The sequence below is a fragment of the Pseudomonas syringae pv. cilantro genome (assembly GCF_001293775.1).
GTDB classification, from domain to species: Bacteria; Pseudomonadota; Gammaproteobacteria; order Pseudomonadales; family Pseudomonadaceae; genus Aquipseudomonas; species Aquipseudomonas syringae_P.
This window is the reverse complement of record NZ_LGLN01000078.1, coordinates 155,449-181,588: the sequence shown is the minus strand read 5'-3', so window position 1 is coordinate 181,588 and position 26,140 is coordinate 155,449. Positions and strand designations below refer to the sequence as shown.

Here is a 26,140-nt window from a genome sequence, read left to right as displayed (position 1 = left end):
TGCTTCGTCCTGACACTGATCCGTCACTTACGTCGCAATCTGCGTTGTCAGCGCCATCACGACCGAAAAGCACAGCCAGATCATTTTTGTAGGAGTTCTGGACGTGAAGACTATTATTTAGAATTTCCAAACAGTTAAATCACAATCACCCGGTTTATTGAGCTAACCAAAAAGCAGAGACTCAACGACTACTTAAAACGCCAGGAGAACTCACTGTGATTACGCGCCAACTGGGTAAAAACGGGCCGCAGGTTTCTGCCATCGGGCTGGGTTGCATGGGGATGTCGGACTTTTATACCACCGGCATCGACGAACAGGAGTCCATCGCGACGCTGCATCGTGCGCTGGAGTTGGGTGTCACTTTTCTCGATACCGCCGACATGTATGGCCCGCACACCAATGAGGCTTTGCTGGGCCGTGCGCTGGAGGGCAAGCGTGAAGGTATTTATCTGGCCAGCAAGTTCGGCATCGTGCGCGGCGATGACCCGCATGCGCGTGGTGTAAATGGCAGCCCTGACTACATCCGGCAGGCCATCGAAGGCAGTCTCAAGCGGCTGAATACCGATTACCTTGACCTGTATTACCAGCATCGCGTCGACCCTGCGGTGCCGATCGAAGACACCGTCGGTGCCATGGCCGAGCTGGTCAAGGCAGGCAAGGTTCGCCATATCGGCATCTGCGAAGCCAGTGCGGCAACCATCGAGCGGGCGCACAAGGTGCACCCGTTGGCCGCGGTGCAAAGTGAGTATTCATTGTGGTCGCGTGACCCGGAACACGATGATGTGCTCGCCACTTGCCGCCGTCTGGGCATTGCATTCGTGGCGTACAGTCCGTTGGGCCGGGGCTTTCTGACCGGTGCGCTGCGCAGCCCGGACGACTTTGCCACCGACGACTACCGCCGCTTCAGTCCACGTTTCCAAGGAGAGAACTTTTCCCGGAATCTGGCGCTGGTGGAAAAGGTCAAGGCGCTGGCCGCTGCCAAGGGCGTCAGTGCTTCGCAGCTGGCACTGGCCTGGGTGCTGGCTCAGGGCGATGACATCATTCCGATTCCTGGCACCAAACAGCGCAAGTACCTGGAGAGCAACGTTGCCGCCGTCACGCTGACCTTGAGCCAGGGTGAGCTTGCCCAACTGGATGCAATTTTCCCCGCCCAAGGTGTCGTGGCAGGCGAACGCTACAGTCCGGAATCGATGAAAGCGCTCAACGGTTGACAGAGCGCTGCCGTCTCAGGTCAGGTCGAGGTCGGGCACGTCTCGTTGCCGTTGTTGAGGTTCTGTTTGTGATTCTGATAATCCAGGGTGGCCTTGCCGTCGACCCACTTGAGCGTCACCACCACCACTGAGTCGAAATCATCGTTGGTCCAGTCATCGACCAGATTGACGGCCTTGCCGGAGGCTTCTTCAGCAACCTTGTTGATCAGTTCCGGCAAGTAGCCGTGGGACCAGGCGGTGTAGATGATCGCGTTGTGATATTTGTCGCGCATCAGCTCGTCGGCCAGGTCGCCGGTATCGTTGGCGCCATAGTCGATATTGACGGGCAGCCCGAGTTTGATGGCGCTGGGGCCTACTGTCATTAAAGGTCGCACGTAGCTGTAGGACAGATCGCCCTCACCTTCTTCCACATGCCGACTGGGATTTGCCGCAAAAATGTAATCGGCCTTGCCATACTTTTTCGGAAGCAACTCGGACAATTCGATAGCACGGTTGAGCCCCTGACAATTCAATTGCCCCAACCCCATGGCCGGCTTTTCAGCATGGCGAAGAAACACCAGCGTCTGCGTGCCGTTCTTGGTCTCGGCGAGAGCGCCTTTGCCTACGGTGAGCAGCGTCAAGCCTGAAGCCACCATGAGCGCAGGAAAAAAGAGCCAGGCGATGCGGCGCTGAAGTCGGGTGGTCAACGGTATTTTTGGAATATTCATCTGTCAAAGTCCGATGCGCATTTTTTTTGGGGAGATCAGCCATCTGGCTGCTGCGAATACGCCTGCTTGGGCGGTTCGTCCCGAGAACTTCCTGCGGATCAGTCGAATCCGTGTCTCAGGTAATCACGCGCGATAGTAGTGTGCGCATGTGTCTGAATTAAGAATGCGAGCAACTAAGAGTGTCAAAAAACGATTGTGTTGCACTCAGGAGGAAAAAATCCGCTCAACGGGCTCATGATCCGTCAAAAAAGCGCCAGGAACCGGCATTCAAGCTCTGCTGTTGCTCCAGCAATAGTCATTCGACAGGCTGTTGCCCGATCAACATCCACACGCCGGAATAATTCGTTCCAGCCCTTGTTTTTCAATGCTTCCAGACTGTTGGCACAGAGCATGCAATATTCCATTTGTGAATTTAACGCTCTGAAAACTGCTGATTTCGAAATATGGAAGCCGCAGTCTCGCCCTGTTCTCCTGATCTGGACGCCTACTATGCCACGTCTTGCTGTTTCTTTTTGGTTGCAGACTTCCCGTGCCTGGTTTCGCTGGATGGCAACGACCTGTGCCTTGGCCATGAGTTTGCAGGACGTGGCCCGGGCGGCGGCTGAAACCGCACCTGCAGAAGTCCGTCTGGATTATGCCTACTATTCGCCGGTCAGCCTGGCACTCAAGCATTTTGGCTGGCTGGAAAAAGCGCTGCCGGACGCCAAAATCACTTGGGTGTTGAGTCAGGGCAGCAATCGTTCGCTGGAATACCTCAACAGCGGCAGTGTCGATTTCGCCTCTTCGGCCAGCCTGTCTGCGGTGCTGGCCCGGGCCAACGGCAGCCCGATCAAGTCGGTTTACGTTTACAGCCGGGCTGAATGGACCGCCCTGGTGGTGCGCAAGGATTCGTCGCTGCAATCGGTGGCCGAGTTGAAAGGCAAGAAAATCGCTGCAACCAAAGGCACCGATCCGTACTTGTTTACCCTGCGGACGCTGCAACAGGCCGGTTTGAAGAAGGATGATGTCGAACTGCTGCACCTCCAGCATCCCGATGGGCGCACAGCGCTTGAAAAAGGCGATGTCGACGCCTGGGCAGGACTTGATCCGCACATGGCGGCCAGCGAAATCCAGTCCGGCTCACGCCTGCTCTACCGCAACAAGGATTTCAACAGCTATGGCGTGCTGAACGTGACCGAAACCTATGCCAAGGAACACCCGCAAGCGATCAAGACGGTATTGACCGCCTATGAAAAAGCCCGCGAATGGGCCGTGAAAAACCCTGATGAGCTGGCAAAACTGCTGGCCACTGAATCCGGATTGCCGCTGGAAGTGGCCCGCTTGCAGTTGTCGCGTACCGATCTTGGCAGCCCGCAACTGAGCGCAAAAGACGTGGCAGCCTCCAAATCCGCCGCGCCGATCCTGGTCGCGGAAGATCTGGTGCGCAAAGGTGTCAATGTCGAGCAGGTGATTGACCAGTTGATCAGCCCGGACTTCTCCAATGCCGTGACCGCGACCCCATGAGCGGTCAGGAAAAATCCCTGCCCACCCTGCCGCAGAGCGCATCCACTGCGCGTCCGGAGCGCAATCTGTGGCAGCGCTCTGGCACACGGCTCAAAGGGCTGGTAATCCCCGCGCTGGTCATGGTGTTGCTGGAGATCATCGTGCGCATCGGCTGGCTGCCGTCTTACCAGATGCCGGCTCCCAGTGAAATCCTGCTGACCCTGCGCGACCTGGCAGATGGTGAACTGTGGAAGCACATTAGCGCCAGCCTGTTGCGGGTGCTCAGCGGGTTTATGATCGGTGCCAGTCTGGCGCTGTTATTCGCGGCCTGGGTCGGGCTCAGTCGCGAGGCCGAGGCTTACCTGGAACCGACCTTCGCCGGGCTGCGTTCAATTCCCAGCCTCGCGTGGGTGCCGCTTCTGCTGCTGTGGCTGGGGATTGGCGAGACTTCAAAGATCGTGCTGATCGCCATCGGCGCGTTCTTCCCTGTGTACCTCAATGGCGTGGCTGCCATTCGCGGCATTGACCGCAAGCTGGTGGAAGTCGGTCAGATGTACGGCTTCAGTCGCTATCGCCTGACCCGACGCATCCTGCTGCCCGCCGCCCTGCCCGGCCTGTTCACCGGTTTGCGCAGCGGCATGAGCCTGGCGTGGATGTTTCTGGTGGCAGCCGAGCTGATCGCAGCCACCAAAGGCCTCGGTTATCTGCTCAGCGACGGACGCGAAACCTCGCGCCCGGACATCGTACTGGCCGCCATTATCGTCCTCGCCACACTGGGCAAACTCAGCGACGGCCTGCTGGCGGGCCTGGAAAAACGCTTTCTGGCCTGGCGGGACACATTCAACGGTCAGAGCCGTGAGGGTTGATCGATGCCGGATTCGTTGATGGACATTCGGGTAGAGCACAAGGCTTTTGCCGGCAACACCGTGTTGCAGAATATTGATCTGTCGTTGCAGCCGGGGGAAATCGTCAGCCTGCTGGGCCCCAGCGGGTGCGGTAAAAGTACGCTGCTGCGGATTGTCGCCGGGCTGGAGCAGGATTTTCGCGGCGCTGTGGCGCGAACCGGGGGTGAAGTGGCGTTCGTGTTCCAGGAACCGAGGTTGATGCCCTGGCTGACGGTCGAGCAGAATATCGGCTTCAGTGACGATGAGCGTTACGACCGCGACTGGGTCGGTCAGTTGATCGAGGAAGTGGGTTTGTCCGGTTTTGCCGACGCATTGCCAAAAGCGCTGTCCGGCGGCATGGCGCAACGCGTGGCGATTGCACGCGGCCTGTACTCGCACCCGCGCGTATTGCTGCTGGATGAGCCGTTCAGTGCCGTGGATGCTTTCACCCGCATGAAACTTCAGGACCTGTTGCTGCAACTGACGCAACGTCATGCGATCACTCTGCTACTGGTGACCCACGATGTCGACGAAGCGCTTTATCTGAGTGATCGGGTGCTGGTGATGGGCAGTCGACCCGGCACCATCACGCATGAACTGGCGGTCGGGCTGGTGACACCGAGAGACCGTCGCGACCCGCTGCTGGCCAGGCTCAAGGCTCAGGCACTGACCGAACTGCATCAGGCCCACGTCATCTGACTGCAGGTAGCCGATGCCCGCATCATTTGCCGGTCATGAGCTCATTCCAGGCCCGCAGGCGCAGCGTTTCAATATCGACAGAGACCGGGGCCATCACAAACAACCGGCCGAGCATATCGGCGTCCGGATAGATATTGGTATCCGACCATATGCCGGGATTGATCAACGCATCCGCTTTTTCATTGCCGTTTGCGTAATGCACGGTGTTGGTGATGTTGGCGATGACCTCGGGGCGCAACAGGTAGTTCATGAATGCGTAAGCGCCTTTGACGTCAGGCGCATCGGCCGGGATGGCGATCATGTCGAACCACATGGGCGCGCCTTCCTTGGGCACGACGTAATTGATGATGGCGCTGTTGCCCGCATTCCTCGCCAGCTCCTGAGCCTGGGATATATCCCCTGAATACCCCACGACAACGCAGATTTTTCCGGCTGCGAGGTCGTCAATGTAATCAGCCGAGCTGAAATTGCGTATGTAAGGCCGCACACTGTCCAGCAGCGCGGTAGCTTTGCGGTAATCGTCCGGCACTTCGCTGTGGGAAGGAAAACCGAGGTAATTCAACGTAATAGGAAACAAAGCTGGCGCACTGTCGAGGAACGCGACACCGCATTGGGCGAGCTTTTTCATGTTTTCCGGTTTGAGGACCAGGTCCCAGGAATCAACGGGCGCATCCTTGCCAAGCACTTCCTTGACCTTGGCCACGTCATAACCGATTCCGGTACTGCCCCACAGGTAGGGAAACCCGTGGCTGTTGCCCGGATCACTGGCTTCCAGCATCTTGAGCAAGACCGGGTTGAGGTTTTTCCAGTTGGATAACTGGCTCTTGTCGAGTGGCTTGAGCAAGCCCTTCTCGATTTGCCGGCCCATGAAATGAACGGACGGGAATACCAGGTCGTAGCCGGAATGGCCTGCCACCAGCTTTGCGTCCAGCGCTTCGTTGCTGTCGAAGGTGTCATAGGTGGTCTTGTAACCGGTCTCGGCCTGGAACTTTGTCAGTGTGTCCGGCGCAATGTAGTCGGTCCAGTTGAGGATATTGACCGTCTCCGCCGCATGGCTGGTCGAGGTCAGCAACATGAGTGCGGCAAGGTATTTTTTCAGCATGCGCGGTTCCTCGGGTCAATAGCGACAGCTTGCCCCAGACGCTGCGTGAAAACCACCTTCGTTCGGGGCAAATACAGTCCATGACAGCGATGAGTCTCTGCACAGAGCATGCCCATCAATACCTTTTAATGATGCATTTCATGTAATTGTTTTTTTCATTCAGCGTCATAAAAATTTTTTCCAGAAAATGCCCGGCGGGTGCTATTTTCAGTACTCGTCAGACCGCTCGGTCATCCTGCTGGAAAGCAGCGTCCCGACAGATGATCGGCCATGCCGTTCATCGTCAGGTCATCTCGGCTTTGCCAGACGCATACTGGTTGGTCTGCCACCCCATGGAGCATTGGAAGCTCGATTGAATCAGGTGGGCCATTGCCATGAATAAAGTCACATTCCCCAATGCCTGCCAGTTGATGCGCTGGCACTTCCACCCGATTGGCTTTGAAGCCTCCATGGACGCGCCCGGCAGCATGATTGCCCGGCTCTTCGATCGAGCCAGTGGCGAAACGGTGGTAGCCATTGCCGGGTTGCCGTGCTCCACCGTGATGAATGCAGCGGACGTCGAGCGCATTATCGAGGCCATCGAAGATGAGCTGGAACTGTTCGGCGCGCACACGCAGCAACAGGTGGCCGGTTTTTCCTGAACCCGCCTCAAGGCCGACCTTAGCGTGTCGTTCAGGCTGAAGAGTCAGCCTGCCTGTGCTTGCCGCGCTGGTCATCGAAGAATGGCTTGTCCCCGGCAATCCGGTCCGACGCCTTGGGCACCTGCGGGCTGTCTGCGCTGCCGGCATTTTCATCGATGTACCAATAGCAGTGACGCGCCGAGCGTGTGATGGCCACATAGGCCAGACGCAACACCTCATCCTTCTGCGCGCTATCGAACGGTTGAAGATCGTTGGCATCACCCAGCCCTGCCAGACGGTAGACCTGATTTTTATAAGGTGACACCGTCAGGTGTTGACAGTCTCCCAGCAAGAACACGGCATCAGCCTGCAAGCCCTTGGAACTGTGATAAGTCAGCGTGCGGATCCGTCGGCCTTGTGCGCCCATCGCTGCATCGGCATCGATCAACGCCTGCAGCCGCTCGGCAAACCGGGCTTTTTCGCTGCCTTTGCGGTACAGCAGCAGGATCGAATCACCATCGTTGTAATGCTCGGCAACACGCTCGGCGAGTTCGTCCTCGTTGCGGTCCAGCACGTTGACCGGCAACAACTCCTGAGGCGCGCCACTGGCACGGGCCTTCTTGCCAGGAATCGCCGGGGCCGCGCGAACGATGTGCTCCGCCGCGTCAATGATGTGCTGGTGGCTGCGAAAGTTCTCGCTGAGCATGACTTTGGTGGTGGCCGGGGACGGGAACTCCTTGGCAAACTCCATGAAATACTTTGGCGAACTGCCACGCCAGCCGTAGATCGATTGCCAGTCATCGCCCACGCACAGCAGCGACGAGTGCTGGGCGATTCGGCCCGTGTGCATCGCCGGGCCACGACGCCGGATCTCGCGCAGGCTGGCGCGAACCCACGAAACGATTTGCGGCGAAATATCCTGAAATTCGTCGATCATCAAATGCGACAACGGCCTGAGCACCTCGTCGCTGACCTGCCTCAGGTTCTGCGGCGAGGTTTCGCCAAACAGGGCGAACATCCGGTTGTAGGTCATGACGGGTGGGGTCTGGGCCAGCAAATGCGCTTCGAACGCTTTCCAGAAAAGGCTCAGCCCTTCAAAGAAGAAGCGGTCCGGGTCATCGCTGGCAAAGCTCATTTCGGCCACCGCAGCTGGTACATCCAGCCCCAGGTTCTCGATAAAGCCGGCGGCACCGACGAAGCAGTCCAGAAGCGGCGCCGCGCCCAGCTCGCCCTTGACCCGATAATCAAATCCGGGCCCGGCTACAGCAGTCCCGCCAAGCGACTGCAAAACCTTGCTTGCAGCCTGATAATTATCAAACCATATCAAAGGCTTATCGCAGAAAGCTTGAAACAGTGTGCGCTTTATGACGCCTTCTGCCCAGACGGGCAATTTGGCACCCGGACGCTTGAGTTGCTGGTCCTCACTCGCGTCCAGCCCCAGAATCACCCATGCGTCGAGCTCGGCTATGTAACCGTGAAAGTGAAACGGAAATCCATTGATTTCAACGGCTTGGCGCATAGGCTCAATGCCTTTTATCGGCCAGGCGCTCGCACGAATCCACAGGTCCTCTACCGTGTCGCACCACTCTTCATCACGTTTCGAGGACAGTTCGGTCACCGCTACGCGCTTCTGTACATCGGGATGATCGCGGTCCAGTTCCTTGAGCTGTAACGCATGGCGATACAACGGCGCCATGACTTCACGAAAGCGCTCATTGCTGGCGTAGAGGTCGCGGTAGCACAAGTTCAATTGCTGACGCTGAGCGTCGTTGATGCGCAACTCAAACGGGTTGCTGTCCGCGTCGTCCTGGCTTGATGAATGCTGGCCTGATGACTGATTGCTCAGGTTTTCGAAAGCACGCAGTTGTTCGAAGCCCGGCAAGCTGCGCACCAGCGGCAGAATGCGCGAATGAAAGGTGCGCACCAGGTCCCTGGCCTGTTTCTGCCCCAGCGCATGGCCCCACAAGGCCAAGACGTCGATCAACTTGCTGATGAAGTCCTTGCGCGACTCGCGGGTGAACGTCACCACTGTCATCGCGTTCAGCTCGTAGCCCAGATAGTGATGCAGCAGTAGAATGCGCAAAACCAGCGATGTCGATTTGCCGGCGCCAGCCCCCGCAATGACATAGGTCGACGGCGTGTCGCTGAAAATCATCTTCCATTGAGCAGCGCTGGGCTGAGCATGCGCGGGCAACTTCTCTGCGACATCTGCCTTGACGCTTTTTTTCAGCTCGGGCGTCAGTGCCAGCCGCCAGTCATCGAACAGGTGGTCATCGACCTTCGGGCCGCGATGCCGGGTCGGGCGTGTGTCGCTGATCACCAGCACCTGACGTCCCTGCTCCTGCCCGTCGAGATAGCCTTCCGCGTAGCCTTCACGCACGCCTTCGATGTGGCCGTTCAGGTAGCCGTCGGCGTGCCCCTGAAACCAGGATGGCGTGTGCTGCGAGCCCAGCCCGGTCAGGCTGCGGCCCATCAGACGCGCCAACAGGCGTTTGAACAGCGGCAATTGCCGGGGCGGTATGAGATCGACATCCAGGTCATGAGGAAGCTCGGAGGGCAGATCGTCGTGCACGCAGACTCCATGGGTGGCTTGCAGGCAGAATGGGCGCCTATGGTGGCCGGATTCGCCTGCAGGTTCCAGTGAAATGCTTTGCTGTCAGTGCGTTAGCCGATCAACTGCATGCACTCTGGCAGGTACTGTCAAACGGGCATGATCGCTCTCGGCACCAGCGCACCGGGGTGCTGAATGACCAGGCCGGCCAGGCGATGCCCGGCTTCGGCAGCCAGTCGCGGGTGTTCGCCACCGAGCCGGGCGGCCAGGTAGGCCGCGCTGAACGAGTCGCCCGCCGCCGTGGTATCGACCACGCGCTCGACCTTCTGCGCAGCGATCTCGAAGCGCTCGCCACCCGCTTCTATCAAGCAACTCTGCGCACCGCGTTTGACCACAACTTCACCAATGCCGCGTTGCCGATAGGCGCTCAATAACTGCTCGCTGTCGGCGTAACCATACAGCGCCTGTTCGTCGTCCTCAGTCAGCAATGCCAGATCCACCTGTGGCAAAAAGGCCTGATAGGCCTGCCGCGCCTCTTCGACGCTGGCCCACAGCCGTGGCCGATAATTGTTGTCGAACGCGACCTTTACCCCGCGTGCTCTGGCCCGCACCAATGCCTCCAGCAGCCGCGCACGGCCCTGTTCGCCCAAGACCGCCAGGGTGATGCCGCTGAAATACAAAACGTCGTAGCTGGCCAGCGCCGAGAGGATCGGTTCGGCAGCGGGCGTCATGAAGCAGTCACGCACAGCGGCCTCGTTGCGCCAGTACAGAAAACGCCGTTCGCCATTGGCATCGGTCTGAATGCAATAAAGCCCCGGCAGACGACCGGGCAAGCGCTGCACCTTGCCAAGGCCGATGCCCTCGTCGGCCCAGGCCCTGCACATGGCTTCGCTGAAGCTGTCGTCACCCAGCGCGGTCACGTAATCCACCTGGGCGCGGTCACCAAGCAGGCGGGACAGATACACCGCGGTATTCAGCGTGTCGCCGCCGAAACTCTGGCGCAGGCTACCGTCGGCATGCTGCTGCAATTCGATCATGCATTCGCCGATCAGGGCGACGCGTGGAAGGCTCATGGGGCGATAACTCCTTCGAATACCTGACTAGAAAAACGTGCTGAAGGGCTCGACCACGCGTAAGTCATCATCCACCAGACAACCTGAACGCCACTTGTCGAAGGTCAGACACGGGTGCGAGGTGCCGAAGGAAATGATGTCGCCGACCTGCAACTGGCAACCGGGCGCGACTGTCATGAAGGCGTGCTGGTCCATGACAGCAGTGACCTTGCAGGCGCTGACGTCATCGCCCAAGGCTGGCAAAGCGCCTGCCTTGTAGCGCAGCAGCGGATTGGGCAGGCCGGCGTCGTAGGCAACGTCGCGCTTGCCCATGGCGATCACTGCAAAACCGGGCTCGGGCAAGGACTGCACATGCGCCCAGACTTCCAGCGCCGGGCGTAGCGCTTCGCTCAGTTCGGCGCGTCGATCCAGCACGCAGCATTGCGCATCCTTGTAGATGCCATGGTCGTGCACCACATAACTGCCGGGGCGCAACACGCTGAGGAAGCGCTCGCGCACCGCCTGGGCATCGAACGCTTCGGCGATCAGGTCGTACCAGGCCGAGCCCGATGCCGTCACAATCGGTCGCTCCAGAGCGAACGCGCCCTGGTCCTGCAAGTCGACCGCCAGGCGTACCAGCGAGGCGGCAAATGCCTTGATGCCTTCAATGGCGTGCTCGCCATGAATAACCCCTTCGTAGCCCTCGATGCCGGTCAGTGCCAGCGCCGGTTGGGCCCGAACGGCTTTGGCCAGCGCCTGCACTTGCGCTTCGCTGCGACAGCCACAGCGACCGCCGGGCACGCCGTACTCGATCATCACGTTCAAGCGCAGAGCGCGTGCAGCAAAGAATTCACCGAGCGCGGCAACGTTATCCGGGTGGTCGACCATGCAATGAAATTCGAACATCGAATCGGCCAGCAGATCGGCGATCACCGCCATGTTCGGCGCGCCGACCAACTGATTGGCCATCAGAACACGCCTGACACCGTGCGCATAAGCAGCCTGGGTCTGTACGGCCGTCGCCAGGGTCATGCCCCAAGCGCCGGCGTCCAATTGGCGGCGAAACAGCGCGGGGACCATGCTGGTCTTGCCGTGCGGTGCCAGCTCTGCGCCGCTGTCGGTGACAAAGCGCTGCATCCAGCGAATATTGTGCTCCAGCGCCTGATTGTGGATGACCAGCGCGGGCAGGCTGACATCACTGGTCAGACTGTCACCCGGCTGCGCAGTACCTTTGCCTATCACGGCGATGCTCATCGGTAGTCTCCTGGTCATTCGTTGATTCGGCGAGCCAGACCATTGGCGCTGTCGATCAGCACCCGGCGGTAATCGCTGTAATGGGTTTTGGCGTCGGCCCGTGGCGCGACGATGCACAGCGTTGCGATGCACTGGCCGTGCTCGTTCTTCACCGGGGCGGCAAAACAGTGGGTGAAGGTGTCAGCCACGCTGTCGAAAGAAAAGAAGCCCTCCTCACCGGCCTTGCGGATTTCCCGCAGGAACGTTTCCAGCGGCAGGCGCTCGCCGCCCGGCAGGATGAAGTCGTCAGGATCGATCAGGTCGATGATTTGCTGATCACTCAGATGGCTGAGCAGCAAGCGACCGGAGGCTGTCCAGGGAATCGGCGCGTTCTCGCCGATATCCGAAGAAATCCGGAAATGCCGCTCGCCCTCTTTCATCAGCGCAACCGTGTACTTGCGGCCATTGAGCAGGCACATCTGCGCAGTTTCCCGTGTCTGGCTGACGATATCGCCCAGACAGGCCTCAGCCTCGCGAGTGAAATCGAAATGCCGCAGGTGCGCCTGACCAAGAAAATACAGCTGTCGGCCCAGATAGACATGCCCGTCCCTGCCGACCGTTTCCAGAATCCGCCTCTCCAGCAACGACGCCACCAGTTCGTAGACCGTCGACTTGGGGCTGCCAATCCCGCTGGCAATTTCATTGGGGCGCATGGGCCTGGCCTTTTCCTTGAGAAAATCCAGAATATCGAACGCCCGGTCCAACCCACGCGCCCGGCGTTTGATCATATCTTCGGTCATGAGGGTCTCCTTCGGGGTGCTGCAAGCTTCAAGCTGCAAGCCAAAACCCACATTTGATCTGGCTTGCCGCTTGAAACTTGCCGCTGCTACTTGCGCTTATAAGCTATGCAGTCGATTTCGACCTTGCAGTCGACCATCATGCTGGCCTGCACGCAAGCCCTGGCCGGGGCGTGTTCGGGGCTGAAGTATTCGCCGAAGACTTTATTGAAGCTCCAGAAGTCACGTGGGTCTTCCAGCCATACGCCGACGCGAACCACGTCCTTGATGTCATAACCGGCCTCTTCGAGGATTGCGATCAGATTGCGCATGGTCTGGTGCGTCTGTTCGACAATGCCGCCGACGATGATCTCGCCATCCTGCGCGGGGACCTGGCCGGAAACGTGCAACCAGCCATCGGCTTCGACCGCGCGGGCGAATGGACGCGGCTGACCGCCACCTGCGGTGCTGCCTGCGCCATAACGGGTAATAGTCATGAAGTTCTCCTGATGCTGAAACATTGACAGTGTTGAGACATTAAAAACGGATGTTCTTGAGGAATTCGCTCAAACGCGCCGATTTCGGCTGTTCGAACAGGGTTTTCGGTGCGCCCTGCTCTTCGATGCGGCCCTGATTCATGAACACGATCTGATCCGACACCTCATACGCAAAGCGCATCTCATGGGTGACCAGCAACATGGTCATGCCCTCCTCGGCCAGGTCCTTGATCACGCTCAGCACTTCACCGACCAGCTCCGGATCAAGGGCCGAAGTGACTTCGTCGAATAACATCAGGCTGGGATTCATGGCAATCGCGCGGGCAATGGCCACGCGCTGTTGCTGACCGCCAGACAACTGGCCGGGGAAGTGATTGCGCCGCTCCAGCAGGCCGACGCGGTCCAGCCATTTTTCGGCCAGCGCTATCGCCTGATCCTTGGGCATTTTCTTGACCTTGAGCAGGCCGAGGGTCACGTTCTGCAAGGCACTGAGGTGCGGAAACAGGTTGAATTGCTGGAACGCCATGCCGGTCATGGCGCGATGTTGCGCAATCAGACGCTCCGGATGACGGACGCGCTTGCCGTCGACATCGCTGTAGCCGATATCCTGACCCTCGAGGCGGATGTGACCGCCCTGGAATTCTTCCAGCAGATTAACGCAACGCAGCAAGGTGGTCTTGCCCGAGCCGCTGGAACCAATCAGGGTGACGACGTTGCCTTTCTGCATGCGCAGATCGACGCCTTTGAGCACTTCCACTTCACCATAGGATTTATGCAGGCCCTCAATGCTGAGCAGCGCCGGGGTTGGGGTTGCGGTATGCGTCTGAGTCATGGCAAGGCCACCCGTTTTTCGATTTGTCGCCCAAGCAGCTCGATGACGTAGTTGATGAGGAAGAACAGGAAACCTGCGAACAGGTAGAACTCCAGAGTCATGAACGTGCGCGCGATCACCTGCTGGGTGCTCAGTAGCAACTCGGCCACACCGATGACCGACAACAGGGTCGAGGCCTTGACGATTTCGGTCGAGGAATTGACCCAGGTCGGCAGGATCTGGCGCATTGCCTGCGGCAGCAGCACGTAACGCAGGGTCTGATTGAAGCGCAGGCCAATCGCCTTGCCGGCTTCGATCTGGCCGCGGGGAATGGCCTGCAAGGCGCCGCGCACGATCTCCGCAACGTGGGAGCCGCAAAACAGCGTCAGGCCTATCGCGCCCGCCTGAAACGCGCTGATCTGCCAGCCCAGCGCCGGCACCATGTAGAAGACTGCCAGCACCAGCACGAACACCGGTGTGCCGCGAATCAGGTCGACATACAGCCGGACAGGCAAGCGGGCAAAGAATCCGCCATAGGTTAGGATCAGACCGGCGCACATGCCGATCAGGGTGCCGAACAGAATCGCCAGCGCCGAGCACTGGATGCTGGTCAGGAAGCCGGACCAGAGCACTTCACGCGCGGTCCACACTTCGTGCAACCAGCCAGGGGGTTGATACATGACAGCCTCCTAGCGGCGAATCGCCAGACGTTGTTCGAGGGCACGCAAAAGCATGGCGATCACATAGCAGGCGACCACGTACAGCGCGGTGGTCACCAGCCAGGTTTCAATCACCCGATAGCTTTCGACATTGATCTTGCGGGCGTAATAGGTCAGCTCCGGTACGGCAATTGCGGCCGCCAGCGAGGTGTCCTTGAACAGCGATATGAAGTTATTGGAAAGCGCTGGCAACACGTTGCGCAACATCACCGGCACGACGATGTAAGCCCGCACCTGCCACTCGCCCAAGCCGATGGCCAAGCCTGCTTCGCGCTGCCCTTTGTGAATGCTCAACAACCCGGCACGGAACACCTCGGTCAGGTACGCACCGGCATACAGCGACAGTGTGACGATGAACGAGGCCAGCTTGTCCAGGCGGATGCCCAGCCCTGGCAAGGCGAAGTAGATCAGCAGGATCAACACCAGAATCGGCGTGTTGCGCACCACGGTCACGTAGATCGACGCCACAATGCGTAACGCGCGGTAACGTGACAGCAATGCGAAGGCGTTCATCAGGCCGATGACGCAACCGATGGCAATCGAGATTAGCGCCAGCTCCAGGCCGAGCCCAAGGCCGGCCAGCAGGCTGGGAAAATCCCGCCATACAGCATCAAAATTCAATTGATAGTTCATGTTCGCCCGTACCTGACAGGGCTGGCCAAAGGGCCCGCCCTACCCTTGAAGGTCAAATTCGACTTATTTGTATTCCATCGGGAAACCGATCGCGGGTACCGGCAGGTCCACGCCGAACCATTGTTTGAACGATGCGGCATAGGCCGGAAATTCGACGCCGGTCATGGCTTCATGCAAGGCGGTATTGACGAAATTCAGCCAGTCCTGATCACCACGTTTAACCGCGCAGGCGTAGGTTTGCGGGCTCCAGGCGAAGGCTGGCGAGCGGTAACGGCCAGGGTTTTGCACCATCAGATATTTCACCGAGGACTGATCGGTGGCGGCGGTGTCGGCGCGGCCGGAGTTGATCGCCTGATACATCAGGTCGACGCTGTCGTACTGATCGACCTTGGCCTTGGGCAGCGCCTGATGGACCAATTCTTCGGCGTACACATTTTGCAGCACGGCAACGGTGACATCATCGCCTGCGGCTTTCAGGTCATCGATTTCCTTGTACTTGCTGTTGGCCGGCAGCAGCAAGGCAACCCCTTCGCGGTAGTACGGCAGTGTGAACGCCACCTGTTGCGCGCGGCTGGCGGTGACGGTGATGAACTGGCAACTGATGTCGACCTTGTCGGTCAGCAGATTGGGAATCCGGGCGTCCGAGGACTGCACCACGAACTCGACCTTGCTCGGGTCGTTGAACAAGCCTTTGGCGATGATTTTGCCGATGTCGATATCGAAACCCTGCAGTTTCCCGTCAGCGCCCTGAAAGTGCCACGGCGCATTGGTGCTGCCCGTGCCGACGATCAGATTGCCACGTTTCAACACGGCATCCAGTTTACTGCCCTCGGCCGCCTGCGCCGCACTGGCCAGCGTGAATGAGGCTGCAAGAACAAACGCACAAGCTTTCAGAAAAGAAGGTCCGCGATGCATGGCATAGACTCCGCCGAGATATTATTTGTTCCGCTATAGCGGACACCGGTATGTAACAACGGAATAGAAAGCAGAAAGTGTGCCATACGCAGCGGGCAGAAAATACCGCGTAGAAAAGCCAAGGCAAATCAAGAGGCTGGAATGAGCGAACGGAACGGGAGCGTGAGGATGGATTCGGGAAGTAACGCTACTGATTGCCACAATTGAGTGGTAAGGCCCCACTCTTGTGCGTATGCGCTGTTATCGGGCGGTGAGTGTCAAGCGAGGATAAAGGGCTTTCAGGCTTTTGCCCGCGGGGCGTGGGGCCTTCAGGAGGTTACGACGGCTGGGAAGCGGCCCTGAAACGGATTACCTCGGCTGTGTCTGGTGAACCGAGGCGGCTGGTTTTGCTGCCGGTTCCCGGCAGTTCGCGGACAAGTCCGCTCCTACAGAAAGCGATATCGCGGACAAACGAAGCGTCGCCCGGTTCGCACTCTTAATGGGCTTCTGCCCGGAGGGTGTGGGGCCTTCAGGAGGTTACGACGGCTGAGAAGCGGCCCTGAAACAGATTACCTCGGCTATGTCTGGTGAACCGGGATGGCAGGCTTTGCTGCCGGTTCCCGGCAGTTCGCGGAAAAGTCCGCTCAGAAAGCGGTATATCGCAGACAAAAGAGGCGTCGCCCGGTCCGCTACATCCGCCACAAGCAGCTCATCCGGATTTGCATGCAACGACCAGCGCCATCAAAGGCAGGTTGCAATCGCCGCCGAGCGCAACGCTGTCTGAGTATCGCCTTGCGGGGCGTAGAACTCGACGGTGGTGGTCGGGCCTTTGCTATGCACGTCGGCGAAGTATTTCGATTCTGTGGTGAACACGGTGAAGCCGCCGCCGGACAGGTCATGCAGGAACACGTCCGAAGACGTGCCAAACATGGCTTCGTTCTGCCAGGTCACCTGGATGCACTGGGCAACGGCAGCGTCCTGCTTGGTGCTGGACAGGACCTTCGATGGTCCGGCCGAGCGCGCCGCACTGGAAGGCGCTGCGCATCCGACCAGAGTCGCCGCCGCAATCACCGCTGCACTCGCCAAAAACAGAAACTTCATGTCATGCCCACGCTGATAAAAAGCCGATTCTAGCATTGCAGTGATGTATCAGCTCTCGGCCAATTGCTCTTCATATTCCTTGACGTACTCGCCAGCCAGACTCTGCTTCTGCTTTTCGTCGAGCAGCTTGCCTGCCATCTGAAAGAACTTCTGCTCTTCTTCCTTCAAATGGTGGTGGACTTTTTTCGATAGCTTTTTCGCGGTCACGAGCCAGGCCGGGCTGGACATTTCGGTTTCGTCGAGTTCTTCCATCATCTCGTCCATTTCATGGTGCTCGGAAATGGCATGCCGGCTCAGGTCCACGCCGTTGTCGTGGGCCATCAACGGAATGTAGAAGAAACGCTCTTCGGCGGTCTCGTGAGCTTGCAGTTCTTCCTTGAGCTGCTTATACGCTTTTGCCCGCTCTTCGCTGTCGCCATGGGTCTGGATCAGCGCATCGGCATAACCACGTTGACGATCATGACTCTCACGCAATGCTTCAAAAATATTCACGGTCTTGTCTCCAGGTCGGCTTCCGGGAGCTGGAAGCATTGTGGACTAGACCCCTGGCGCAGATCGGCAGTTCCAAAAAGCTGGCAAATGACTACCACCCATTTAGCACACATCAACTTCACATCCATGCCTGCTCAGGCAAGCTCGAAAACCACGTCCTGGGCGCCTTCCCAGAGCGTTTTTACACCCAGTTTGCGCAAGTTTTCCTTGCCTTCGGTAATGGTCAGGAAGTGATTGCCCGCCAACTGCCCCATCTTGCTGGCAAAACAGCACGAGCCATAGGCGAGAATAATCTCGGTCTCGCTGTAACCGCCCGGATAGAAAAGAATATCGCCCACTGAAGGATGGCTGGTGGCGTTTTCGAAACCAATCAACGTATCGTCGAGTTTTAACTGGTAATCATCCAGCGGCACCCAGCAGCCTTCACCACTCCAGCGCACGTGAATGAATTTCTGCCGATAAGGCAGCAACTTCAGAAACGCTTCGACCGTCTGCGGTGCATCCGGGTTGGCTTCCGCCAGAAACTCGTATCCGCCAGCGGTAATTTTAATGGTGGTCAACGCACGTGCTCCCCAAAAGCCTCAGGATTTGAAACGGTGCGCAAGAATAAACGTGCCTGCCGTGTGCCGTCATCCCTAACGTATTCAGCCCGTGCAGATAACGTCTTTTCAGACAGCGCGGTTCAAAACCTTGGCAAACAGGCTATTGCCATGAGTTTCGCCCTGAAACTCATGGCGAGGAAAGCCTTTTACTTCGTAGCCTTTAGGCGGATAGAAACGTAACGCGCGCTGATTGTCCGACCAGACCGTAGCCCACAGCAATGATGCCTGTTTGCGAGTGGCCCATTGTTCGGCGGCTTCAAGTAATTGACCACCGGCACCGCGTCCGGTGAAGCGTTCCTGCACGTAAAGCCGTTGCAGTTCGGCGGCGTCCGGATCACCCACAATCGAGTGGTCCGTACCCAAGGCAACTTGCGCGAAACCGATCAGATGACGTTGCACTTCGGCAACCATAATCATGACGTTTGCCTGTTCGGCAAGTAACGATGCAAACGCCTGAGGAGCGAACGCCTCGAGGGCTTCGCGGGCAATGGACTCACGAATGCCTTGCGTCGCATAAGTGTCCAGAAACACCTGCATGCCGAGAGCGCTCAGGCAGCAAGCATCGTCGGGGGTTGCGTCACGCAGGGTGATTGCCAGTGAGGGAGTTGGGGTCATCAGTCCGTTGAATCCGAGAGCCAGGTGAGCGAAACGCCCATCATACCTGACACTCGGGATGGCCCGACAACTGTCCTGCCTCAGCGGCCAGTCATGAGCGATTGCAAGCGACCCTGCGCCTGCTGAGCATTCTTGCCCTGTTCGTTCAACTCTTGCAGCAGCTTGTTGAGTTCAGCCTGCACCACCGGGTCTTTCACAGTTATAGCAGAGCCGGAAATATCGATCTGCGACTTATGAGCTTCTATGTAATCGGCCACTTTCAGGCCTGTCGAAAAAGTACCTTTGATTTGTGGCAATACTTCGCGGAAGGTATTCGCCGGCACGCTGACCGTCCGGTCGTAAGCCTTGTCATACACCACTTTCAAATCGTCCGGCTGCTTCAACTTTGCATGTTCAGCGTCGGCCTTGCCCTGTTCGACGGTCAGTTGTTCACCGACCTTGTCCAGGCCTGTCTGCACCGCCGCAAGATCACCACGGCGCTGAACCACTTCACTCACCGAATGAAACGAACCCTTCTGCATCAAGCTGCTCAGTGGCTGCACCGCAGTGTCCATGCCCGCGCCGAAATCCGAAATCACCGCGTAATGCGAGCTGTAATCACCAAAGGTCTTTTTCTCGTCTTCTGTCAACTTGGGTACGTGCATGCCTTGCTTGTCGATGATGCGGGTTTGCAGGAACTGAGTGAACGCGGCGCGTTGCTCAGGCTCCTTGTCGCCGCAGCCTGCCAGTAACAAGGGTAAAGCGACAGCCAGCAGCAAACCGGGACGAAAAAGGGACTTCATGTCATGGACCTCCGAGATCATAAGAATGCCTGTTCAGAGCTACGACAGCGCTGAACACGAGCATGCTTATAGTCTCGTGACGGGATGATCTAGTTCCGTGCCGGCTACCGGCCTGCAGGTAATAAACAAAACAAACGCATGTTTAAGGTCAAGACGAGAAGCGTTACCCACTCGCCATGACCTGCAAGCTGAGCCCCGCAAAAAGTTCCTTAACAATTCTTCATGAGATGAAACGTTTCAGTGACTACCCTTTCCTCGACAAAGTGAACAACAGGAGTCAATCACGATGTTTGCACACGAGGCCATGGGCCTGATCATTATCACCATCGTCTTTCTGCTTGGAGCGATCGCGATGTTCATTCACCCCTTCCATGCACTGGGAAACTGGTTCAAAAAACGGAAGCATAAACGAGGCCAAGAGTAGTATCCCGCTGGACAGAAGCCGAGTGAATATCGCCCGCACGGGTGCCAGGTCGGCCTCTGTCCATTGCCTGTCAGGAACACCAACCTGATACCCGGATCTGCTGTAGAAAAGAATCCCTGCGCTTTTTCAGCGGTAGCCTCCTCGCGTTCTCGACCAAATCCCGTCTCAATCCGACAGTCCCACCATGTCACTGCCGCCCGACCTATGCGACAATGCGCGCCAATGTCTGGCATGAACCCCCACATTCATCTCCCGGCAACGCAGTCACGGCAGACTGCCGTTGCTGTCGACGCATGCCCGCTGGTTCAGTTGAGGCTCGGCCGGAACGGGCTGGAAGACTACAGATGTGGCCCAAAATCGGTCCCAGCCCAAATAAGCGCACCATAAGCTATTGATAGGTAAAGTAATTGATCTCCACAGCTAACATCACGATGCAGTTCGGCGCCAAACCCCTGTTCGAGAACGTCTCGGTCAAGTTTGCTGCCGGTAACCGTTACGGCCTGATCGGCGCGAACGGCTGCGGGAAATCCACGTTCATGAAAATCCTCGGCGGCGATCTCGAGCCTTCGGGTGGCCAGGTGATGCTGGAGCCGAACGTGCGTCTGGGCAAGCTGCGCCAGGATCAGTTCGCCTACGAAGAATTCACCGTGCTCGACACCGTGATCATGGGCCACGAGGAGCTGTGGAAGGTCAAGGCCGAACGCGACCGTATCTACTCGCTGCCGGAAATGAGCGAAGACGACGGCATGGCCGTCGCCGAGCTGGAAACCGAATTCGCTGAAATGGACGGTTACACCGCCGAGTCGCGTGCCGGTGAACTGCTGCTGGGCCTGGGCATCGGCATCGAACAGCATAATGGGCCGATGAGCGAAGTGTCGCCAGGCTGGAAGCTGCGTGTTCTGCTGGCGCAGGCGCTGTTCTCCGATCCGGAAGTGCTGTTGCTCGATGAACCGACCAACCACCTGGACATCAACACCATTCGCTGGCTGGAAAACATTCTGACCCAGCGTAACAGCCTGATGATCATCATCTCCCACGACCGTCACTTCCTGAACAGCGTGTGTACCCACATGGCTGACCTCGATTACGGCGAGTTGCGTCTGTTCCCGGGTAACTACGACGAGTACATGACCGTGGCGACCCAGTCGCGCGAGCAGTTGCTGTCCGACAACGCCAAGAAGAAAGCGCAGATTACCGAACTGCAATCGTTCGTCAGCCGCTTCTCGGCCAACGCCTCGAAAGCCAAGCAGGCCACGTCCCGCGCCAAGGCGATCGACAAGATCCAGCTGGCCGAGGTCAAGCCTTCAAGCCGCGTGAGCCCGTTCATTCGTTTCGAGCAAACCAAGAAGCTGCACCGTCAGGCGGTCATCGTCGAGCGCATGGCCAAAGGCTTCGACGGCAAGACGCTGTTCAAGGATTTCAGCTTTCAGGTCGAAGCGGGCGAGCGCGTCGCGATCATCGGCCCGAACGGCATCGGCAAGACCACCCTGTTGCGTACGCTGGTCAACGAGCTGCAACCGGATGCCGGCTCGGTCAAATGGACCGAAGCCGCAGAAATCGGTTACTACGCCCAGGACCACGCCCACGATTTCGAAGACGACAGCACCCTCTTCGACTGGATGGGTCAATGGACTCAGGGCGGCGAGCAGATCGTGCGTGGCACCTTGGGCCGTATGCTGTTCTCCAACGACGAGATCCTCAAGTCGGTCAAAGTGATTTCCGGTGGTGAGCAAGGTCGCATGCTGTTCGGCAAGCTGATTCTGCAAAAACCGAACGTGCTGGTGATGGACGAGCCGACCAACCACCTGGACATGGAATCCATCGAAGCGCTGAACCTGGCGCTGGAAAACTATCCGGGCACGCTGATCTTCGTCAGCCACGACCGGGAATTCGTATCCTCGCTGGCAACCCGCATCATCGAACTCAGCCCGAGTGGCGTGATCGACTTCAGCGGCACTTACGACGACTACCTGCGCAGCCAGGGCGTTGCCCTGTAAGCGCTACGCTGACGTTACGGCAAGCCCTGTCTCATGACAGGGCTTTTTGTTGAGCGGCTGTTTTACGAGCCCGGCTGGCTGAGCATCTCGATCCACAGCGCACCCTTCCCGGAAGGCGCCTCGCTGACGCGTTGCAACGCACCGTCCGGCCCGATGGCGTAGCTGCCGACCTTGTCGCTTTTCTCTCCGCTGACCAGTAACCAGCGTCCGTTGGGCGACACGGCGATATTGCGCGGCTGTTTTTCCTGGACCGGGTAGTTTTCAGCGAACATCAGTTTGCCAGTGGCCGCGGCGACCTTGAAGACCGACACACTGCTGCTGGTTCGCTCACTGACGAACAGCCATTTGCCATCCGGCGCCAGGCGTATATCGGCTGCCCAGATGCGTGGCGTCGGGTCGTCCTTGAGGTCGTTGTTGCGCGCATCGCGAGCCTGTCCGGGGGCCAGTTTCAGTCGCTCTGGAATGCCCTCGGCGTGGCTGACCTGTTTCAGCGCGCCGGTCGTGTGATTGATCGCGAAAGCAGTAACCGTGCCGCTCATTTCACCCACCACGTACAAAAACCGGCCATCCGCAGAGAATGCCAGGTGGCGCGGCCCGCTGTTCTGGGCAAGCGTCACGTAGCCTTCGCCGATGGGCACCAGCTTGCCATCCTTGGGCTCGAGGCGGTATTGCAGCACGTGATCAACGCCGAGGTTTCCGGCGTACACATAGCGGTTGCTGGGGTCGGTGCGCACCGAGTGCGCGTGCATGCCGGTCTTGTAGGTCGCAATGCTGTCGCTGGGACGGTGCTGCGCGTCAATCGGCTGAACGCTGAGCAGATCGGCGCCGTAGGATGCGCCGAACAGGAAACGTCCACTGCGGTCCGTCGACAGATACGCCAGGCTTTCAGCGAGCGGCGCCTGACTGAGCGGCTTGAGGTGCCCGGTCCCCGGTTCTATAGTGAAGCTCAGCACCCGATAGGGCTTGGCACGTAAGGCGGCGAACAAGGCCTTGCCGTCCGGGGAAATCGCCATCGGGTTGACCTGATCACCCGCCTGGGTCTGTTCGACCAGGCTGAGCGCCCCGCTCGTCTCGTCCAGCCGGTACTGGGAGATGAGTCCGTCTGCAGGACTGGAGATGTAAGCGAAGGTGGACGCCTGAACAGGCAGACCGAACGAACAGCCGACTGCAGCGGCCAGTAACAGGATTTTTCTCATGACAGACCTTTTTGTTATTGTGTTGTAGTCAGTCATCCTATGACTGATCCATACCGCTCGGCAACAACCGGCTGAACGCGCGAATCAAATCGTTAGCCTGCTTTCATTTATGCCCGGCGCACGCCATCATGGCAACACCGCCTGCCAGCGAAGAGTCCAATGCCTGCCGCGCACACCGGTTCCATGACGATTACTCTGCAAATTGTCTCCATCGTTTTCTACACTTTCATCGCCTTCCTGTGCATCGGCTTGCCTATTGCCGTGTTGCCCGGCTATGTCCACGACCAGTTGGGTTTCAGCCCGCTGATTGCCGGGGTGGCCATCGCCTCGCAATACCTCGCCACCTTGCTCAGCCGCCCCTACGCGGGCCGGGCAACGGATACGCTGGGCAGCAAACGCTCTATCGTGTACGGCCTGTGGGGCATCTGCATCAGTGGCGCACTGACCCTGCTGGCGACGCTGCTTGAGGACTTCGCCACGGCGAGCTTGATGATCCTGATCGTGGCGCGACTGTTTCTCGGTGTATCGCAAGGGCTCATCGGTGTCGGCACCATCAATTGGTGCATCGGCAAGGTCGGTGCGGAACACACCGCCCGTTCGATCTCCTGGAACGGCATCGCGTCCTATGGCGCCATCGCCATAGGCGCACCGATGGGCGTGCTGGTCATTGATGCGGTGGGTTTCAACAGCCTCGGTATCGCCTTGATGCTCATGGCGGGTGCGGCGCTGATGTTGATCCGCAACAAACCCTCGGTGCCGGTCATCGTCGGCGAACGCCTGCCGTACTGGTCGGTGTTCGGCCGGATCGCGCCGTATGGCATGGGCCTGACCTTATCCTCCATCGGCTACGGCACGCTGACCACGTTCATCACCCTCTTCTATCTGAGCCGTGGCTGGGAAGGCGCGGCGTACTGCCTGAGCATGTTTGGCGTTTGCTTCATCCTCGCGCGCCTGCTGTTCATCGGTGCCATCAACCGCTTCGGTGGCTACAACACCGCCATCGTGTGCATGGCGGTCGAAACCTGCGGGTTGTTGATGCTATGGCTTGCGCCGAATATCGGCTTCGCGCTCTCAGGTGCCGGGCTGACCGGGCTGGGCCTTTCGCTGGTCTACCCGGCGCTTGGGGTCGAAGCCATCAAAAGCGTGCCGACGCCCAGCCGTGGCGCAGGCCTGAGTGCTTACGCGGTGTTTTTTGATCTGGCGCTGGCCATTGCGGGTCCGGTGATGGGGGCCATCGCTTTGGGTCAGGGCTATGACTGGATTTTTTTCTACGCGTCGCTGCTGTCGATCGGCGCACTGGGGCTGACACTCTGGCTGGCGCGCCGAGCCCGTCTGCACGCCTGAAACCGGCTCTCTCATACCTTTCGTGCATAAGCTTTTTGCTGCTTGTTCCAACACTTAGGATACTGCAACGAAAAGCTGCCGCCGGTCGGTCATTATCTTGACGCCATTGGCAATGCCTTCTTGACTTGATGCTGCGGGCCTCGAACAGGCTGGCATATCAGCCGTCGCCAAGTCTCTGTTGCGACGAGATTCGCGTGGCAGCCGGGCATCTGAAACCCTCAATTGCCTCTCCCTGACCACTTGATCGGGAGAGCAGTCATGAGCAACCGCGTCATTTCTCTGCGCTACACCCACAAAGTCCTGCCGTTCCTCATATTGATCATCGCTCCTCCCCATGCTGAAGGCGCATGCGACCTTGGCGCTCAGAACGAAAACGGTGTTTCGATCTGCGACAGCGGCACCAGCGCTGCCTTTACCGGCCTGACCGGTAACCACACACTGATATTCCCGGCCGGAGGAACCGGCATTGTCACAGGCAATATCATCTATGGACCGGGGGTCGACAGTGTCGACATGCAGTCCGGCCGGATTCAGGGCAATGTCACCCAGGCCGCTGGCGTCGACCGGTTCATCCTGACCGCAGGTGAAATCAGCGGCGACCTCAATCAAGGCAATGACCCGGACGACTTCGTCATGAGCGGCGGTACGCTGGGCTCGCTGGCACAGGGTGACGGGCTGGACACTTTCCTCATGAGTGGCGGCACGATCACCCGAGCCTTCGAAGACGGCGACCGCGCGGTGATGACCGGCGGCACCATCGGCCGGGTTGATATGAAGCTGGATAACAATGTCTTCGAGATGTCCGGCGGCAGCATCATCAACAACCTGGTGGCCGGGTTTGGCAGGGACACAATCACCTTGTCGGGTGGCAGCATCGGGGGGGCCGTCAGCGTCAGCGGTGGCGATGACCTGATGATCGTCAGCGGTGGCGAAATCCGCGGCGGCATACGCGCCAGCTTCGGCAACGACAGCTTCAACTGGCTCAACGGTGGTTACGTACGCACCAGTGTGGCGATGGCCGACGGCAATGACACCGCGCGCCTGTATAACCTGAGCGAATATTTTCTGAGCGCCAGTTCGCTGCTCGATGGCGGGCCGGGCGATGACGTGCTGACCTTCGACAACACCCGCTCCGCACGCCCTGAGCGTTACGCTAACTGGGAAACGGTCAATCTGGACAACGGCACGCAGCTGGATCTGGCCGGCAAGCTGATTCTGGGCGACAGCGTCAGCAATACCGGTGTCCTGAACGTGGGGGCCGGGAGCACCCTTACGTCAGTGTCGTCGGGCAGTGTCGTTCCGTTCAATGCGACATCCCGTGCCACGCTCAATAACGCTGGCACACTTGACCTGAGTGGCAGTCCGCTGACAAACACCCTGTTGATCAGAGGCAACTACACGGGACAGGACGGGCGACTGCTGCTGCGCTCGGTGCTGGGCGATGAAACGTCGCCCAGCGACAGAATGGTGGTCGCGCAGGGTCATATTGGAGGTTCGACGACCATGACCGTCAGCAACCTTGGTGGCCTCGGTGCGCTGACTCAAGGCAACGGGATCGAGGTGGTAGAGGCCAGCGAAGGTGCAACCAGCGACAGCGCGGCGTTCCGGTTGCAAAACTCGCTGTCTGTGGGGGCTTATCAGTATTACCTGTTCAAAGGCGGCGCTACGGCGGGCTCCGAAAACAGCTGGTATCTGGGGACTGTCAGATTTTTTGTG

General features: G+C 58.7%; 25 protein-coding genes and 1 pseudogene. 8 read left to right on the top strand and 18 right to left on the bottom strand.

Features of this window, described 5'->3' with window-relative positions; translation table 11 throughout:
- The first annotated feature begins 215 nt into the window (after positions 1 to 215).
- Entirely contained in the window at positions 216 to 1,211 is a 996-nt protein-coding gene (locus tag ABJ99_RS22335) for an aldo/keto reductase (RefSeq protein ID WP_054087657.1), read from the top strand.
- A 20-nt stretch (positions 1,212 to 1,231) separates the two neighbouring features.
- On the opposite strand, the gene ABJ99_RS22330 is transcribed toward ABJ99_RS22335, so the two are convergent.
- A complete protein-coding gene (locus tag ABJ99_RS22330) occupies positions 1,232 to 1,918 on the bottom strand; it encodes a hypothetical protein (RefSeq protein ID WP_054087656.1) in 687 nt (228 codons plus the stop codon).
- Between the two features lie 242 nt (positions 1,919 to 2,160).
- The gene (locus ABJ99_RS28855) at positions 2,161 to 2,490 is read right to left on the bottom strand and encodes a hypothetical protein (protein ID WP_162491564.1); all 330 of its coding nucleotides are present in this window, start codon (positions 2,488 to 2,490) and stop codon (positions 2,161 to 2,163) included.
- Between ABJ99_RS28855 and ABJ99_RS22325 the strand changes: the two genes are divergently transcribed.
- Genes ABJ99_RS22325 through ABJ99_RS22315 form a run of 3 tightly spaced genes read left to right on the top strand, consistent with a single transcriptional unit; the run spans position 2,408 to position 4,983 of the window.
- Entirely contained in the window at positions 2,408 to 3,421 is a 1,014-nt protein-coding gene (locus tag ABJ99_RS22325; protein WP_054087655.1) for an aliphatic sulfonate ABC transporter substrate-binding protein, read from the top strand. The two genes, ABJ99_RS28855 and ABJ99_RS22325, sit on opposite strands and share 83 nt — an antisense overlap.
- A complete protein-coding gene (locus tag ABJ99_RS22320; protein WP_054087654.1) occupies positions 3,418 to 4,266 on the top strand; it encodes an ABC transporter permease in 849 nt (282 codons plus the stop codon). Before ABJ99_RS22325 ends, ABJ99_RS22320 begins: the two co-directional genes overlap by 4 nt.
- A 3-nt stretch (positions 4,267 to 4,269) precedes the next feature.
- Positions 4,270 to 4,983 (top strand): ABC transporter ATP-binding protein, encoded by a 714-nt coding sequence (locus tag ABJ99_RS22315; RefSeq protein WP_054087653.1) that lies wholly within the window; start codon positions 4,270 to 4,272, stop codon positions 4,981 to 4,983.
- Positions 4,984 to 5,005: 22 nt separating this feature from the next.
- On the opposite strand, the gene ABJ99_RS22310 is transcribed toward ABJ99_RS22315, so the two are convergent.
- Positions 5,006 to 6,085, bottom strand: a complete 1,080-nt coding sequence (locus ABJ99_RS22310) for a polyamine ABC transporter substrate-binding protein (RefSeq protein WP_054087652.1) — start codon at positions 6,083 to 6,085, stop codon at positions 5,006 to 5,008.
- A 374-nt stretch (positions 6,086 to 6,459) separates the two neighbouring features.
- Here ABJ99_RS22310 and ABJ99_RS22305 point away from each other — a divergent pair, with 374 nt between their 5' ends.
- On the top strand, positions 6,460 to 6,726 hold the full coding sequence (locus ABJ99_RS22305) for a DUF1652 domain-containing protein (protein ID WP_054079480.1): 267 nt from the start codon (positions 6,460 to 6,462) through the stop codon (positions 6,724 to 6,726).
- 31 nt (positions 6,727 to 6,757) lie between these two features.
- Here ABJ99_RS22305 and ABJ99_RS22300 read toward each other — a convergent pair whose 3' ends face one another.
- The 14 genes from ABJ99_RS22300 to ABJ99_RS22235 all read right to left on the bottom strand — a co-directional run bounded on the left by ABJ99_RS22300 (position 6,758) and on the right by ABJ99_RS22235 (position 19,463).
- On the bottom strand, positions 6,758 to 9,277 hold the full coding sequence (locus ABJ99_RS22300) for a UvrD-helicase domain-containing protein (RefSeq protein WP_054087651.1): 2,520 nt from the start codon (positions 9,275 to 9,277) through the stop codon (positions 6,758 to 6,760).
- 128 nt (positions 9,278 to 9,405) lie between these two features.
- On the bottom strand, positions 9,406 to 10,329 hold the full coding sequence (gene kdgK / locus ABJ99_RS22295; protein ID WP_054087650.1) for a 2-dehydro-3-deoxygluconokinase: 924 nt from the start codon (positions 10,327 to 10,329) through the stop codon (positions 9,406 to 9,408).
- A 27-nt stretch (positions 10,330 to 10,356) separates the two neighbouring features.
- Positions 10,357 to 11,562: an amino acid deaminase gene (locus ABJ99_RS22290; protein ID WP_054087649.1), complete on the bottom strand. Its 1,206-nt coding sequence runs from the start codon at positions 11,560 to 11,562 to the stop codon at positions 10,357 to 10,359.
- Between the two features lie 14 nt (positions 11,563 to 11,576).
- Complete coding sequence (locus tag ABJ99_RS22285) at positions 11,577 to 12,341, bottom strand: IclR family transcriptional regulator (protein WP_054087648.1); 765 nt, start codon at positions 12,339 to 12,341, stop codon at positions 11,577 to 11,579.
- 86 nt (positions 12,342 to 12,427) lie between these two features.
- Positions 12,428 to 12,814, bottom strand: a complete 387-nt coding sequence (locus ABJ99_RS22280) for a RidA family protein (protein WP_005892869.1) — start codon at positions 12,812 to 12,814, stop codon at positions 12,428 to 12,430.
- A 40-nt stretch (positions 12,815 to 12,854) separates the two neighbouring features.
- On the bottom strand, positions 12,855 to 13,646 hold the full coding sequence (locus tag ABJ99_RS22275; protein ID WP_054087647.1) for an amino acid ABC transporter ATP-binding protein: 792 nt from the start codon (positions 13,644 to 13,646) through the stop codon (positions 12,855 to 12,857).
- A complete protein-coding gene (locus tag ABJ99_RS22270; RefSeq protein ID WP_054087646.1) occupies positions 13,643 to 14,305 on the bottom strand; it encodes an amino acid ABC transporter permease in 663 nt (220 codons plus the stop codon). The genes ABJ99_RS22275 and ABJ99_RS22270 overlap by 4 nt, the downstream gene beginning before the upstream one ends.
- A gap of 9 nt (positions 14,306 to 14,314) precedes the next feature.
- Complete coding sequence (locus ABJ99_RS22265; RefSeq protein ID WP_054087645.1) at positions 14,315 to 14,977, bottom strand: amino acid ABC transporter permease; 663 nt, start codon at positions 14,975 to 14,977, stop codon at positions 14,315 to 14,317.
- A gap of 63 nt (positions 14,978 to 15,040) precedes the next feature.
- A complete protein-coding gene (locus ABJ99_RS22260; protein ID WP_054087644.1) occupies positions 15,041 to 15,892 on the bottom strand; it encodes a transporter substrate-binding domain-containing protein in 852 nt (283 codons plus the stop codon).
- A gap of 720 nt (positions 15,893 to 16,612) precedes the next feature.
- Positions 16,613 to 16,972, bottom strand: coding sequence for a hypothetical protein (locus ABJ99_RS29660; protein WP_054087684.1), 360 nt, complete (start codon positions 16,970 to 16,972; stop codon positions 16,613 to 16,615).
- 48 nt (positions 16,973 to 17,020) lie between these two features.
- Positions 17,021 to 17,464 carry a hemerythrin domain-containing protein gene (locus tag ABJ99_RS22250; protein WP_054087643.1) on the bottom strand — a complete coding sequence of 148 codons (444 nt, stop codon included), beginning with the start codon at positions 17,462 to 17,464 and terminating at the stop codon, positions 17,021 to 17,023.
- 134 nt (positions 17,465 to 17,598) lie between these two features.
- Complete coding sequence (locus tag ABJ99_RS22245) at positions 17,599 to 18,024, bottom strand: DUF3830 family protein (RefSeq protein ID WP_054087642.1); 426 nt, start codon at positions 18,022 to 18,024, stop codon at positions 17,599 to 17,601.
- A gap of 108 nt (positions 18,025 to 18,132) precedes the next feature.
- Positions 18,133 to 18,681: a GNAT family N-acetyltransferase gene (locus tag ABJ99_RS22240; RefSeq protein ID WP_054087641.1), complete on the bottom strand. Its 549-nt coding sequence runs from the start codon at positions 18,679 to 18,681 to the stop codon at positions 18,133 to 18,135.
- 80 nt (positions 18,682 to 18,761) lie between these two features.
- Positions 18,762 to 19,463, bottom strand: coding sequence for a DUF3053 domain-containing protein (locus tag ABJ99_RS22235; protein ID WP_054087683.1), 702 nt, complete (start codon positions 19,461 to 19,463; stop codon positions 18,762 to 18,764).
- A gap of 831 nt (positions 19,464 to 20,294) precedes the next feature.
- On the opposite strand from ABJ99_RS22235, the gene ABJ99_RS22225 reads away from it, so the two are divergent.
- Positions 20,295 to 21,884, top strand: a complete 1,590-nt coding sequence (locus ABJ99_RS22225) for an ABC-F family ATPase (RefSeq protein WP_007251865.1) — start codon at positions 20,295 to 20,297, stop codon at positions 21,882 to 21,884.
- Between the two features lie 62 nt (positions 21,885 to 21,946).
- Here the strand turns inward: ABJ99_RS22225 and ABJ99_RS22220 are convergent, their stop codons facing one another.
- Complete coding sequence (locus ABJ99_RS22220; protein WP_054087639.1) at positions 21,947 to 23,080, bottom strand: lactonase family protein; 1,134 nt, start codon at positions 23,078 to 23,080, stop codon at positions 21,947 to 21,949.
- 159 nt (positions 23,081 to 23,239) lie between these two features.
- On the opposite strand from ABJ99_RS22220, the gene ABJ99_RS22215 reads away from it, so the two are divergent.
- Together ABJ99_RS22215 and ABJ99_RS28845 are read left to right on the top strand one after the other, a co-directional pair.
- Positions 23,240 to 24,424 (top strand): MFS transporter, encoded by a 1,185-nt coding sequence (locus ABJ99_RS22215; protein WP_054087638.1) that lies wholly within the window; start codon positions 23,240 to 23,242, stop codon positions 24,422 to 24,424.
- A gap of 258 nt (positions 24,425 to 24,682) precedes the next feature.
- Positions 24,683 to 26,140, top strand: a pseudogene (locus ABJ99_RS28845) (autotransporter outer membrane beta-barrel domain-containing protein); the annotation flags it as partial.